The sequence below is a fragment of the Shewanella sp. SM73 genome (assembly GCF_025653795.1).
GTDB classification, from domain to species: domain Bacteria; phylum Pseudomonadota; class Gammaproteobacteria; order Enterobacterales; family Shewanellaceae; genus Shewanella; species Shewanella oncorhynchi.
This window is the reverse complement of the sequence record NZ_JAKKRY010000015.1, coordinates 36687-50669: the sequence shown is the minus strand read 5'-3', so window position 1 is coordinate 50669 and position 13983 is coordinate 36687. Positions and strand designations below refer to the sequence as shown.

Sequence of the window (13983 nt, the reverse complement as noted above, 5' to 3'; positions counted from 1 at the left end):
CAACTAAAGACTTGAAGAGGCGTTACCATGAAATCATTTTTAACAGCCATTGCGGCATCAACATGCCTTATTGTGAGCCTATTTGCTGCCCCAACTGTACATGCAGATGAAAGCTACGATCAGGCTGTAGTCAATTTCCAAAAAGCGAAAGAAACCAGTAAATTTTTCGACACAGCCTATGGCTATGCTTTATTCCCAACTGTGGGTAAAGGCGGAATTGGGATCGGTGCAGCCTATGGCAAAGGCCGAGTCTACCAAGGCGGTGCCTATATGGGTGATTCGAGTCTGACTCAATTATCCATCGGTTTTCAATTAGGTGGACAAGCCTACAGCGAGATCATCTTCTTTAAAGATGCCAAAGCCTATGAAGCCTTCACGAGCGGCAGTTTCGAGTTTGATGCCCAAGCGTCGGCAGTTGCCATCAACATGGGAGCAAGCGCTCAAGCAGGAACCACAGGCAACTCAGCAGGCGCAGGCCAATCAGGTGGTAATCGCTCGGCGAGCGGCTCTTATATCAACGGTATGGCAGTATTTACCGCAGCAAAAGGCGGCTTAATGTTTGAAGCCGCTCTTGCGGGTCAAGCCTTTAGCTTTGAGCCTAAAGCTAACTAAGACGAGCCATTCGGCTGTGATATCAAACGGCGAGCCTAAATGCTCGCCGTTTTTTCTTAAATGATTACCTCAAGCTTCTGACTCAGATGTTCTAACTAAAACCAAGTCATTAGAATTGAGCGAAATAAGTTGAAATGCATATTTAACTTAGCGAAGTAATAACAAGGGGATATGGCTTTTACTGATCATCCTTGTGGTATTACTACCCACAAAAAACTCCCGAATACGCGAATGACCATAGGCGCCCATCACCATAAGATCGATTTGATGCTCAAGTTGATAGATCTCAAGGGCCGTTTGCACTTCTCCCTGACAAAAGGCGGTAACCACATTGAAATCCGCCGCAATCAGAGATTCGGTCACCAACGCCAGTTCAGCTGTCGCCAGCGATTGATCATCAGACACCATCACTAAATGACATTCGAGCCCTTTCAAGAGCGGACTCGTTAGCACTTGATTAAGGGCTTTTTTCGCAGTAATGCTGCCATCATAGGCGATCATAAATCGCTTCGGTGCAGTAAACTCGTCCATCACCACTAAAATAGGCTGCTTAAGCATGCGAATGACATTTTCTAAATGGCTGCCAATGGCCTGCGCTTGGTCTTGATGCTGCTCCCCTTGACGGCCCATCACCACCAGTCTGGCATGGGATTCTTGCTCTAACAGAGTTTCGACTAAATCGCCGTGACGCTGCAAGGTTGCAACCACGACTGCGGGTTGTGCCTCCACGATGCGCGTTTGCGCATCTTGCAACATATACTTACCCTGCTCAAGTGCGAGTTTGCCTCGACGCGCTTCAAGCTCAACCATCTCATTAAGCAAGTGCTCCCGTGTACCTAGGCCAATATTTCCCGACAGATTTGTCTCTGTTGGATAAGTTGATTTATCTAATACATGCAATAACGTCACTGGCGCATCAAGTTGATTTGCAGCCCAGCCACTAGCATCACATACGGCAAGTGTCGCTTTTGAACCGTCGATACAGGCAATCACATTTGTCATCGTTATTTTCCTTTTTACTGTGTTGCTAGAGAGTTAGTGACCAGACATCATTTTTTCGACTTCTTCTGGCTTATCATGCACTCCAAATTTATCGACTATGGTTGCACTGGCTTGGTTAAGGCCAATTAACTCCACTTCAGTTCCCTCGCGACGGAATTTAATCACTACCTTGTCGAGGGCTGATACCGCGGTAATATCCCAAAAATGCGCTTGAGATAAGTCGATAGTCACTTTATCAACCACTTCCCTAAAATCGAATGAATTACTGAACTTATCTGCCGAGGCAAAAAAGACTTGCCCAATAACTTGATAATGGCGACCTGCGTCGGCAGCCGTCGTTGCACTCTTAACCACCATAAAACGGCCCACTTTATTAGCAAAGAACAAAGACGCGAGTAATACCCCTACAAATACCCCCATTGCTAAGTTATGAGTAGCGACCACCACAGCAACGGTCGCCACCATCACAAGATTGGTCGACATTGGGTGATGTTTAAGGTTACGAATGGAATCCCAAGAGAAAGTACCGATAGACACCATGATCATCACAGCAACCAGTGCCGCCATAGGGATGAGCTTTAACCATTCGCCGAGGAATACAATCAATATGAGTAGAAATACCCCCGCTGAAAAGGTCGATAACCGTCCGCGACCACCCGATTTAACGTTGATGATCGACTGACCAATCATAGCGCAACCGGCCATACCGCCCATTAAACCCGCGCCGATATTGGCAATACCTTGGCCCTTACACTCGCGGTTTTTATCGCTTTGGGTATCGGTTAAGTCATCGACTATGGTGGCAGTCATCATAGATTCCAGCAAACCCACCACGGCAAGGCCGGCCGAATAAGGGAAGATGATCATCAGAGTTTCAAGGGTCAATGGCACTTCAGGCCAGAGGAAAATAGGCAAAGTATCAGGCAGTTGTCCCATGTCGCCAACCGTACGAATATCTAACCCCATATAAACCGCAAACAGTGTTAATCCGACAATACACACGAGAGGCGAAGGTAAGGATTTACCAATCACAGGGATGAGTGGGAATAAGTAGATAATGCCAAGACCTGCAATCGTCATCGCATATACATGCCAAGTCACATTGGTCAGTTCGGGTAACTGGGCCATAAAGATCAGAATCGCCAGCGCATTCACAAAGCCCGTCACCACAGAGCGGGAGACGAAACGCATCAAGCTTCCTAGCTTTAAGTAACCCGCGGCAATTTGCAGCACACCAGTTAATAGGGTCGCCGCGAGTAAATACTCGAGGCCGTGTTCTTTCACTAAGGTCACCATCAACAACGCCATAGCACCCGTTGCGGCAGAGATCATACCAGGACGGCCACCTGTAAACGCGATGACCACTGCGATACAGAATGAAGCATACAGGCCGACCTTAGGATCGACGCCTGCAATAATAGAAAAGGCAATAGCCTCAGGGACTAACGCCAGTGCAACCACAATACCGGCTAACAGATCTCCGCGTATGTTGGAGAACCACTCTTTTTTCATGGTTTGTATCATGTCACTCACTCTGATTGAAATTTAATCATATCTTCCAATAGCTAATATCAACACTTGACTCAAATGTCAGCGCATAGCCAATGAGTTACTTATGCGTCAAGGTGACGAAATGCAATTGGGATTATGGGGTACAGCAAAACAACTACCGAGTCGGTAGCGACTAAGGACGGATCTTAACGATCCAAGAAGGAAGGATTAAACTAATGCGGCTTAATGCTCATCACCGAAAAATAACCTCACTTATATGAGCCAACTCAAATTTGACTGCATTAAAAATAGTTGTGCTATTGGGAATAGCGACATAATGACGTGTATAAAACAGGCCGGAGTATAGAGAGTTGTTTGCTCAAAATCAAAAAACTTCAGTTAACATCAGAGTGATTAAAATACCCACCATACTTTGGTGGGTATTGAATAAAAACAACCGCAACAACTCAGGGATAGCTTAGGTAAGTATTAAGCACCATCTGATATCGCTTTATGCCGAGGCAGTTTGATTGAGATAAGCGCCGCTAACGCAATAAATGCCGCCGATATCCACAGACAAGCCGCCATGCCATACACTTGATACACCCAGCCAGACAACACAGTCCCGATCAAGCGTCCCATAGCATTCGCCATGTAGTAAAAACCCACATCTAACGATACGCCATCTTCATCCGCATAACTGACGATAAGATAGCTGTGTAATGAAGAGTTGATCGCGAATAAGGCGCCAAACAGCATCAATCCCCAAATCAGTATATTCGCGGCATGGAAGTCATAACTTATCGCCAGCGCAATGCCTGCCGGCACTATGCTCAATATCGCCGCCCAACCTAAGGCGCTACGTCCATCGGGAACCTTGTTTTGGCTCGCCGACTTTGTCCCCGTCAAGCGAGGTGCGAAGCCTTGCACTATGCCATAACCTATTACCCAGAGTGCGAGAAAACCGCCGACATACCAATGATCCCAACCAAAGGTTGAGGCCAAATAAACGGGTAAAGCCACCACAAACCACACATCCCGCGCACCAAACAAAAACATGCGTGCGGCAGAAAGCGTGTTTACCGCCGGACTCTTAGAGAAAATTTCCGTGAACTTAGGTTTGTTTTTGGCTTTACCTAAATCGCGTTGCAAACTTAACAGACTAAAAATCCACACCAGCAATAGGCCAATCGCCATGCCTAACACGGCCTGCTGGAATCCAAACAGGGTCAGTAAGGCGCCGCCCAAGAAGAACCCCGCGCCCTTTAGCGCATTTTTGGATCCAGTGAGCATGGCAACCCACTTATACAGCTCACCCTGAGCATCACTAGGCACCAACAACTTGATACTGCTCTTAGCACTCATCTTATTGAGATCTTTAGCGATACCCGATAAGGCCTGCGCCGCCATCACCCAAGCAACCGTCAGCATACCGCTAGGCACAAGCAGCATGCTAAGGGCGACAATCTGCATAAATAGGCCCACATTCATGGTCTTATTTAAGCCTAAACGCGCCCCGAGCCAGCCGCCGACTAAGTTCGTTACCACCCCAAAGATTTCATAGAAGAGGAATAGCATGGCAATTTGCAGTGGGCTATAACCTAAGCCATGAAAATGGAGCACCACTAACATACGTAATGCGCCATCGGTAAGCGTGAATGCCCAATAGTTGCCTGTGACCACCAAATACTGGCGGATCTCGGGTGATATGTTGGACAAAAACCCTGTCAGCTTACCCATAAAGCTTATGCCTTATCCATCAGACCGACCATGCGGGCCAGTTCGACGGTGCGATTGGCATAACCCCACTCGTTGTCATACCAAGCGTAGAGTTTGACTTGAGTGCCATTGATAATCATGGTCGATAGCGCATCGATAATGCTCGAACGCGGATCGGTTTTATAATCAACCGAGACTAATGGACGTTCCTCATAACCTAAAATGCCTTTTAGCGGTCCGTCTGCCGCTTCTTTTAACAGGCGATTGACCTCAGCTTCGGTCGTTTTGCGACTCACCTCGAACACGCAATCGGTTAATGAGGCGTTCGCTAATGGCACCCGCACCGCATGGCCGTTAAGCTTACCTTTGAGTTCAGGGAAAATATGGGTAATGGCCGTCGCTGAGCCTGTTGTTGTGGGGATAAGGCTTAAACCACAGGCCCGCGCACGGCGGAGATCTTTATGCGGTGCATCTAAAATAGTTTGAGTGTTGGTAATATCGTGAATAGTCGTCATGGAACCATGCATTATGCCGAGGTTTTCGTGGATCACTTTAACGATTGGCGCCAAACAGTTAGTAGTACAGGAGGCCGCAGTCACAATCGGATGAATAGCTTTGTCATAGAGTTGATGATTCACTCCCATGACAACGTTTAACACGCCCTCTTCTTTAACTGGCGCTGTGACCACAACGCGTTTAACGCCTTGATCTAAATAAGCTTGCAGCACTGCTTTGGTTTTCATTTTACCCGAAGCTTCAATCACCACATCACAACCGGACCAATCGGTTTCCCCGATGGTTTTATTGCGAGTACAGCGAATACGCTTGCCATCGATAATGATGTCATCGCCCTCGGCATTGGCTTCGTACTGCCAGCGACCATGCACAGAATCGAATGTCAGCAAATGGGCTAAGGTCGCCGCATCCCCTGCGGGATCATTAATCTGCACAAACTCAACCTCATCCCAGCCCCAAGCAGCGCGCAGTGCTAAACGTCCCATACGGCCAAAGCCATTTATCCCGATTTTGATTGTCATACCTGCATCCTTCACACTCAGTTTGATATTAGGTGTTTTATATTATTTTTTTAAGATTAAAGCGTTATCTGTTCGATATAGCCGCGCTAATGCCCTTCTCGTTGGCAATGGCGATAATAATCTCAGCGGTTTTAGTGTATTTAGCGCATCCACTACCTAATACTTTGATATTTAACATTTTTATAATTCTCACAGAATGGGACCTATAGCGTTAAAGATCCAACCGATTAAGGTGAATGAAATCAATAAAATAGCAAAAACGATGGCCAGCAAACGCCATTGCATCACCTGCTTGAGCAAAATGAACTCGGGAAAACTGGCGGCAACCGTAGACATACAAAATGCCAATGTCGTCCCTACGGGCAAGCCATTAGTGATAAGGCTCTCCATGATAGGAATAACCCCTGTGGCATTGGAATACAGAGGAATACCAATCAATACCGCCACAGGAACCGACCACCATTGACCATCGCCTAAGTGAGCTTCAATCCAACCGTCAGGAACAAATCCATGGAGCGCGGCGCCAAGCCCAACCCCAATAATGACCCATTTCCACACTCGGCCAAAAATCTCTAGGGTCTCGCCTTTCGCAAACTCATGTCGTTCCGTTAACGTCATGGATGTTGATGTCATACTCTCGCTATTATCGTGACTTGCTTGCGCTTGACCTTGTTCGAGTGCTTTGGCGGCAAAGGACTGCAGCCAACGCTCAGCGCGAATTGTGTCCAAAAATGCCCCCGCCAACATACCCACTAACATGCCGACCAGCACGTATATCACAGTGAACTGCCAGCCCAGCAGACTCACAAGCAACAGTACGGCGACTTCATTAATTAACGGCGAAGTGATCAGAAATGCCATAGTGATCCCAACGGGGATCCCCGCGGAAGTGAAACCTAAAAAAACCGGAATGCTCGAACATGAGCAGAATGGGGTAACAGCGCCAAAACCCGATCCCATAACGTAACCGACAAAACGATTTTTACCCGCCAAGTAATCCCGAACACGCTCGACATTGAGCGAGGCCCGCACCAAAGCGATGCCATAAATCATCAGCAACAGGAGCGCAAAAATCTTAGTGGTATCTTCAATAAAAAAATGGATGGCGTCGGCGAGCTTAGTATTGGGCTCTAAGCCCATCAAATCAAAAGTTAACCAGCTCGCTAAATCTGAAAATATTTGCAGCATTGTTACGCCACCTTAATATTAAGCAAAACTTTAGACACGTAAACATATGAAAAAACGTATATTTGAGGTTAAATTTTTGCTGCTAGTCTTCTAGCAGCAAGCTTTAGCACGGTCAGGACGCCCGCCCATCTTGCACAAATTACGCATATTTTCTTCAAGGAATACAGTGTTTTGGTTGGTAACTTCACTCAACACTAACTGACTCCATTCGGGTAAGTCATTATTGATACGATAGAAAATCCATTGCCCCTGACGGCGATCAACTAATAAACCGCATTTACGTAATTGGGCCAAATGTCGCGAAATCTTAGGCTGGGTCTCTTGCAATGCCTCGGTCAATTCACAGACACAGAGCTCCCCCTCTTGCTGTATCAACATCATGCAACGCAAGCGGGTTTCATCGGCTAAACATTTAAAAAACTGGGTTGGATTAATCATTGATGCCCCTAGACTGAACTAATACAAACATTTTGATCCTTTTGTTAACTTTCCTAAAGGTTCATTCAAACAGCAAGCTGTGAGCGGTAAGAAACAACACTCGTTTTTCATGGCTATGGATCTTTTGGAAAGACCTTGTACAATATATACGAATTTTCATATATGTAAATATCCGTATATAAGATCACCTTAAGTTTCACGCATTAGCCAAAATGGTATTTAAGTATAGTGTTCAACACTAAGATATATACGAAAATTCACATATAAAAAATCATTCAAACCCACCGACAATATCGTTAGGTGAGGGCATTATTTTATGGTTACGGGTAGACAATCTCTACTCTTTGAGGAGCTGGTATGTGGTTAGCAGGGGCAATTTTTGTTCTCACCATAGTGTTAGTAATTTGGCAACCTAAGGGGTTAGGCATAGGTTGGAGTGCTACCTTGGGCGCCGTATTGGCCCTACTACTGGGTGTGGTCCACTTAGGGGATATTCCTGTGGTATGGAATATTGTCTGGAATGCGACCGCCACCTTTATTGCCGTGATCATCATCAGTTTATTATTAGATGAGTCGGGATTTTTCGAATGGGCCGCGCTACATGTGGCCCGTTGGGGCAAAGGTCGTGGCCGTTTACTCTTTACTTACATAGTGTTACTCGGCGCTACTGTTGCCGCATTGTTCGCCAATGATGGCGCGGCGCTGATCCTCACCCCGATCGTAATTGCGATGTTACTGGCTCTGGGCTTTAGCGCCGGAGCAACCTTAGCCTTTGTGATGGCGGCGGGTTTTATTGCCGATACCGCAAGTTTGCCGTTAATTGTCTCTAACCTAGTCAATATTGTTTCAGCAGACTTCTTCAATATAGGTTTTAACGAATACGCTTCTGTGATGGTGCCCGTCGATATTGCTGCCATTAGTGCCACCTTAGTCATGTTGCATCTGTTTTTCCGCAAAGATATTCCCGCGACCTACGACCTAGAAAAACTGCGCGAACCTAAAGCCGCCATTCGCGACCCTCAAACCTTTAAAACCGGTTGGGGCGTATTAGTCTTACTCTTGGTGGGCTTTTTTGGCTTAGAACCCCTCGGTGTGCCCGTGAGTTTAGTCGCTGCCGTGGGTGCCCTGATCCTGTTTATTGTCGCGAAAAAAGGCCATGCCATAGATACCACTAAGGTACTTCGCGGCGCGCCATGGCAGATAGTGATCTTTTCACTCGGCATGTATTTGGTTGTTTATGGTCTTCGCAACGCAGGCTTAACCGATTACCTATCAAGCGTATTAAATAGCTTGGCAGAACAAGGGCTTTGGGCTGCCACTATGGGCACAGGCTTCTTGGTCGCCTTTTTATCGTCCATCATGAACAACATGCCAACGGTGTTAATTGGCGCCCTGTCGATAGACGGTAGCAATGCCACCGGCGTGATTAAAGAAGCCATGATTTACGCTAACGTGATTGGTAGCGATTTAGGCCCTAAAATCACCCCCATCGGCAGTTTAGCAACCCTGCTATGGCTGCATGTACTGGCGCAGAAAAATATTAATATTACCTGGGGTTATTATTTCCGCGTCGGCATTGTGATGACGCTACCTGTGCTATTTGTCACCCTAGCGGCACTGGCGCTGCGCCTCTCCTTCTAATCTTCGTGCATGGGCACTAGAGCATCTGTTTAGTGCCTATGAATAAATTTATAAGCAATTATTTATCAGAGGCATGTTATGACTAATATGATTGATGACAACATTAAGATTTACCACAATCCAGCCTGTGGTACATCGCGCAACACTTTAGCATTGATCCGTAATAGTGGAGTTGAACCCCAAATCATCCACTACTTAGAAACGCCACCCTCCCGCAATGAATTACTTAAGTTAATTAATGAGATGAAAATCTCTGTGCGTTCATTGTTACGCAATAATGTTGAACCATTTGAACGACTAGGACTTCCTGAAGACACATTTACTGATGAAGAACTGGTTAACTTTATGCTGACTTATCCCATTTTAATTAACCGTCCTATCGTCGTTACGCCGCGAGGCACAAAACTCTGTCGCCCATCTGAGACAGTGCTTGATATTTTGACCAAAGCACAACAAGGCCCTTTCACCAAAGAAGATGGCGAAATCATCATTAATGAACAGGGACAAAGAGTTCGCACATGAAACCACTAAACCACGATATGCCAGCGCTCAAGCAAGAATTAATGGTTAATAACATGGATATGGACTGTTTTAATCTAACTCCTTTAACCCACCCGCCTAGAATACTGATGCTTTATGGCTCAGTACGAGAGCGCTCCTATAGCCGACTGACGACGGAAGAAGCGGCTCGACTGTTAACGCACATGGGTGCAGAGGTGCGTATTTTTAACCCTTCTGGACTTCCACTTCCTGATGATGCGCCTGACAGTCATCCCAAAGTCATGGAACTAAGAGAAATGGTACGTTGGTGCGAAGGTATGGTGTGGTGTTCACCAGAACGCCACGGTGCAATGACCAGTATTATGAAAGCTCAAATCGATTGGATCCCTTTGGCTGAAGGTGCTGTCCGGCCTTCACAAGGTAAGACATTAGCAATAATGCAGGTGAGTGGTGGTTCACAGTCCTTCAACACACTAAACCAAATGCGTATATTGGGACGATGGATGCGCATGTTCACCATACCCAACCAGTCTTCAATCGCAAAAGCTTGGTTAGAGTTTGACGAGGCAGGCCGAATGAAACCTTCGCCTTACTACGATCGCGTAGTTGATGTTATGGAGGAATTGATGAAATTCACTTTACTCCTGAGGGGCAATGTTGATTTCCTCACGAACCGATATAGCGAACGCAAAGAAAGCGCTTCAGAGCTATCAACCCGAGTAAATCAAAAAGAAATATAGATTAAACACTAAAAGTATTCTGAACTATGGAGCAAAAGATTAGCCCAGCGCCAACTTTTGCTCCAGATAAGAACCATCACGCCAAATAAATACATTCCAAATACACGAGTGAGCACCTAAATCCTTAAAACCAGCTAAAAACTCTCTGTAACTTGCTATTAAAGATGCAATTCGTCCATTTGCTTGAATTCATGTTTAATCTGTTGATATTGCAATGGCCATTCATCGTACCAAAGAGCAAACTCCTCTACAGGCATAGGCCGAGCAATGCCATAGCCTTGGCACAATTGGCAGCCCAATTCAGCTAAACTTTTACCATGGGCAATGGTTTCAACACCTTCAGCAATCACATTAAGATTAAATACTGACGCTAAGCGGATAACACCCTCCACGATACGCCAATCATCTTCGCTATCGAGCATACCTCGCACAAAACTCTGATCAATTTTTATCGTCGATATGGGTAATTGGCGTAAATACGTTAACGACGAATAACCTGTACCAAAATCATCTAGGGAAAAATGGACACCCAAACGCTTACATTCCTGAAGGATATCAATTGCCAATGTCATATCTTCAATGGCGGCACTCTCTAAAATTTCCAATTCTAGATCCGAGGCCGTCAAATCGGGATATTGCATTAACGTCGATTTTAAGAACGCGCTAAAGTGTTCAGCCAATAGCTGCCGAGCGCTTACGTTAATACTTACTGCTATCGGACGACCACTCTGCTGCCAATTTTGCCATTGCGCTACTGCAGTATTGATAACCCATTCACCTAAAGCAATTTCAAGATCACTGCCTGCAATATCCGGTAAAAACTCACTCGGACCGACTATACCTCGCAGTGGATGACGCCAACGAATTAAGGCTTCCGCGCCAATAATTTTACCGGTAGCGAGATTCACTTTAGGTTGGTAAAACATCACAAATTCATGACGTTCAAAAGCTGACTTGAGTTCTTCTAACCAAGTTCTCCGAGCAATAATGTTACGATCAATATCAGGATCAAACATTTGGAAACGATTCTTACCTGCCGATTTTGCCATATACATGGCTTGGTCGGCATGGCGCAATAAAATGTCGGGGTCAACGTTATCCTCTGGATACAAACTCACGCCAATACAAGCCGTTAAACAAAGATTTATATCGCCGATTGATATAGGCTGATCGACCGCCGCCAGTATTCGTAATAGTACTTGAGTACATTCTTCCTCAGACATCATCTCAAATAAGATAACGAACTCATCGCCCCCTACCCGAGCCAACGTATCTTGCTGCCGAATCACCACAGACACATTATTTGCAATCGCGATCAACAGTTGGTCACCAACCTCATGGCCATAACGATCATTGACCACCTTAAACCCGTCAAGGTCCATAAAACACACGGCACAGATACTGCCATTACGTTGAACATGGGCAATCATTTGCTGAAAACGGTCTAAAAGTAAGCGACGATTTGGTAATCCTGTAAGTGCATCATAATTTGCCACGCGATCTAACTCAGTCTCATGGGTCTTTAATAACGTGATATCGGCTTGGGTTCCCGAAATCATCAACGCTCGACCTTGACTATCCTCTTCAACGACCCGCCCCTTACACAATATCCAGCACAGCTCGCCAGTCTTTTTAATGCAGCGCACTTCCAACTCTATACTGCTTGTTTTATGGATGAGATGCTGTAGAACCTGTTGCTCTATATTTTGCACATCTTCGACATACACATATTGACGCCAATTATTAACCGTCAGCTTCATCTCGCCAGCTTGATATCCCAAAATGGCTTCAAATCTTGGGCTGATTTGCACTTCTCCAGTAACAGCATTCCAGTCCCAGAATCCTTGTTCAGAACCTTGAATAACCCTTTGCAATTGTGCTGTTTGAGCCGCTAGTTGTTGTTGAAGCTGTCGCGCCTGGGTAATATCTTGCACTGTACCGTGCAATTTAAATATCTTACCGTGCGGATCACGCTGTGCTTGACCCCTAGCCATAATCCAACGATGGGCACGATTAGGATCTAGCAACTCAGCTTCGCATTCATACTCTTCTCCCGTATGCACACATCGCATCACCAGCGTACTTAACGCTTGCCAACTCTCAGGAGTAAATAATTTCTGCACTTGTTCTATCGAAGGGGCGGCTTCTTTATATGGCAAGCCATAAATCACAAAAACCTGTTCAGACCAAGTATGCGAATCAGTAACTAAATCCCACTCCCAACTGCCAATCCCTGATAATTGTTGTGCTTGTTTTAATCCCAACTCACTAATGAGTAAATGTTCAGCATTTTTTTCTTGAGTCGTGACATCCCTTGCTATTCCAAATAAGCCACAAATTGCACCTTGAGCGTCAAACACAGGACCTTTGGTCACTTGAAAAATGGCTGCTTCACCCTGAATATGTAAATATTCTTTATGTGTGGTGACCATTGCGGACACTAATACAGTGCGATCTTTTTCTTGGATAATATGAGTCGAGTCAGCATCAAAAATATCAGTGTCATCTTTGCCCAATATGTCACTCATACTCTTGCCTACAAAGGTAGCGGCACCTTGGTTGACCAAGATATAACGCCCCGCCAAATCCTTCACAAAAATACCATCGGTTGTTTGAGAAACCACAGAATCGAGCAGTTGATGATTCACATCCAATTTCTGTAATGAGGCGCGTAAATAGCCGCTTAGTGCACTGATCACTATGCCGTAAACACTTAGACTAATAAGCTGTAACCAATCGACAGAATGAATATTGTCGAGACTATTGGCGGTTGGATGAAGATAATAGACACACAGAACAGAGAGACATGTCGCGACTAATCCAGGGGCAAATCCGCCAGCAATCGCGCTTAATGAAATAGGCAACATAAAAATCAGCAATAGTAAGCGCTGGTGCTGCTCAGCTGAAAGCGAATTGGCAAACCATAGCGTTATCAGCGTAAAACTCAATATTGCAATATATTTAAGCCATGAGATATTGCTTATCGCTACAGAGCGAGCAAAGGTTATTTCTAGCAAATTACCCGATGGAGCATTATGACGGTCAGGAACGGCATTCAGAACAAAAAGTAGGATAAAGGCACTGGTAAATACAAAGAAAAAACCTTTAGCGAGGGATAAACGAAACACAGTTTCAGTGTCCGTAAATACAAGCAACAATTGATCGGATAAAAAGATCCATCCAAGCGCTGCAAGCGCATAAATAGCCACAGCTAAAATAATATATTGAGTCCGAGATTTATGATTATGTACAGTATTGTCAACCATCCTAACTCCATCACAACTAGCGCCATCAAAACGACTCCCTTGATCTATGATTGACACTAACGCCAACCAACAATAGGTGGTCATTCCACAGATGAACATCATATTCAAGCTAAAGACTATAACTTAAAAAACATCAGTATAATCTAATAAAAACCCGAAAGAACAATGTACAACATAAAATGTAAATCAAATACATGCCTAAAATATAGCTATCAGATATTAAACTGCAAACAGTATCTAAAAATGATTATTGAGCGTTCAATCGTTAACGATAAAAAGCGATATATTGCTAACTTACAGTAAATTTTCTAAGTAAATGCACAGCATATCTGGCTCACAGTGCGATTA

At 45.1% G+C, this 13983-nt stretch carries 11 protein-coding genes; 4 read left to right on the top strand and 7 right to left on the bottom strand.

The annotated features are described in order from the left end of the window. Window positions 1–27 precede the first annotated feature (27 nt). Window positions 28–612: a YSC84-related protein gene (locus L5M51_RS18095; RefSeq protein ID WP_105250489.1), complete on the top strand. Its 585-nt coding sequence runs from the start codon at window positions 28–30 to the stop codon at window positions 610–612. A gap of 147 nt (window positions 613–759) precedes the next feature. On the opposite strand, the gene L5M51_RS18090 is transcribed toward L5M51_RS18095, so the two are convergent. From L5M51_RS18090 to L5M51_RS18065, 6 genes are all read right to left on the bottom strand, one after another. Next, the gene (locus L5M51_RS18090; protein WP_263173979.1) at window positions 760–1614 is read right to left on the bottom strand and encodes a universal stress protein; all 855 of its coding nucleotides are present in this window, start codon (window positions 1612–1614) and stop codon (window positions 760–762) included. 33 nt (window positions 1615–1647) lie between these two features. Next, entirely contained in the window at window positions 1648–3138 is a 1491-nt protein-coding gene (locus L5M51_RS18085; RefSeq protein ID WP_263173978.1) for a SulP family inorganic anion transporter, read from the bottom strand. Window positions 3139–3594: 456 nt separating this feature from the next. Beyond that, the gene (gene arsJ / locus L5M51_RS18080) at window positions 3595–4845 is read right to left on the bottom strand and encodes an organoarsenical effux MFS transporter ArsJ (protein ID WP_263173975.1); all 1251 of its coding nucleotides are present in this window, start codon (window positions 4843–4845) and stop codon (window positions 3595–3597) included. Between the two features lie 5 nt (window positions 4846–4850). Then, entirely contained in the window at window positions 4851–5861 is a 1011-nt protein-coding gene (locus tag L5M51_RS18075) for an ArsJ-associated glyceraldehyde-3-phosphate dehydrogenase (protein WP_263173973.1), read from the bottom strand. A gap of 189 nt (window positions 5862–6050) precedes the next feature. After that, complete coding sequence (locus L5M51_RS18070; protein WP_263173971.1) at window positions 6051–7049, bottom strand: permease; 999 nt, start codon at window positions 7047–7049, stop codon at window positions 6051–6053. 90 nt (window positions 7050–7139) lie between these two features. Beyond that, window positions 7140–7487 (bottom strand): metalloregulator ArsR/SmtB family transcription factor, encoded by a 348-nt coding sequence (locus L5M51_RS18065; RefSeq protein ID WP_105250495.1) that lies wholly within the window; start codon window positions 7485–7487, stop codon window positions 7140–7142. Between the two features lie 357 nt (window positions 7488–7844). On the opposite strand from L5M51_RS18065, the gene L5M51_RS18060 reads away from it, so the two are divergent. The 3 genes from L5M51_RS18060 (at window position 7845) to arsH (ending at window position 10369) form a co-directional block, all read left to right on the top strand. Beyond that, entirely contained in the window at window positions 7845–9128 is a 1284-nt protein-coding gene (locus L5M51_RS18060; RefSeq protein WP_263173969.1) for an arsenic transporter, read from the top strand. 87 nt (window positions 9129–9215) lie between these two features. Next, on the top strand, window positions 9216–9650 hold the full coding sequence (gene arsC / locus L5M51_RS18055; protein WP_217363115.1) for a glutaredoxin-dependent arsenate reductase: 435 nt from the start codon (window positions 9216–9218) through the stop codon (window positions 9648–9650). Next, window positions 9647–10369 carry an arsenical resistance protein ArsH gene (gene arsH / locus L5M51_RS18050; protein WP_311981122.1) on the top strand — a complete coding sequence of 241 codons (723 nt, stop codon included), beginning with the start codon at window positions 9647–9649 and terminating at the stop codon, window positions 10367–10369. The genes arsC and arsH overlap by 4 nt, the downstream gene beginning before the upstream one ends. A 158-nt stretch (window positions 10370–10527) precedes the next feature. On the opposite strand, the gene L5M51_RS18045 is transcribed toward arsH, so the two are convergent. After that, a complete protein-coding gene (locus tag L5M51_RS18045; RefSeq protein WP_263173968.1) occupies window positions 10528–13635 on the bottom strand; it encodes an EAL domain-containing protein in 3108 nt (1035 codons plus the stop codon). Window positions 13636–13983: the final 348 nt, after the last annotated feature.

What these genes read in the sequence shown, in the direction of transcription:
- L5M51_RS18095 (WP_105250489.1), top strand. Translation starts at nt 28, where the DNA reads ATGAAATCATTTTTAACAGCCATTGCGGCATCAACATGCCTTATTGTG.
- arsJ (WP_263173975.1), bottom strand. Translation starts at nt 4,845, where the DNA reads ATGGGTAAGCTGACAGGGTTTTTGTCCAACATATCACCCGAGATCCGC.
- L5M51_RS18085 (WP_263173978.1), bottom strand. Translation starts at nt 3,138, where the DNA reads ATGATACAAACCATGAAAAAAGAGTGGTTCTCCAACATACGCGGAGAT.
- L5M51_RS18090 (WP_263173979.1), bottom strand. Translation starts at nt 1,614, where the DNA reads ATGACAAATGTGATTGCCTGTATCGACGGTTCAAAAGCGACACTTGCC.
- L5M51_RS18060 (WP_263173969.1), top strand. Translation starts at nt 7,845, where the DNA reads ATGTGGTTAGCAGGGGCAATTTTTGTTCTCACCATAGTGTTAGTAATT.
- L5M51_RS18075 (WP_263173973.1), bottom strand. Translation starts at nt 5,861, where the DNA reads ATGACAATCAAAATCGGGATAAATGGCTTTGGCCGTATGGGACGTTTA.
- L5M51_RS18065 (WP_105250495.1), bottom strand. Translation starts at nt 7,487, where the DNA reads ATGATTAATCCAACCCAGTTTTTTAAATGTTTAGCCGATGAAACCCGC.
- arsC (WP_217363115.1), top strand. Translation starts at nt 9,216, where the DNA reads ATGATTGATGACAACATTAAGATTTACCACAATCCAGCCTGTGGTACA.
- L5M51_RS18045 (WP_263173968.1), bottom strand. Translation starts at nt 13,635, where the DNA reads ATGGTTGACAATACTGTACATAATCATAAATCTCGGACTCAATATATT.
- arsH (WP_311981122.1), top strand. Translation starts at nt 9,647, where the DNA reads ATGAAACCACTAAACCACGATATGCCAGCGCTCAAGCAAGAATTAATG.
- L5M51_RS18070 (WP_263173971.1), bottom strand. Translation starts at nt 7,049, where the DNA reads ATGCTGCAAATATTTTCAGATTTAGCGAGCTGGTTAACTTTTGATTTG.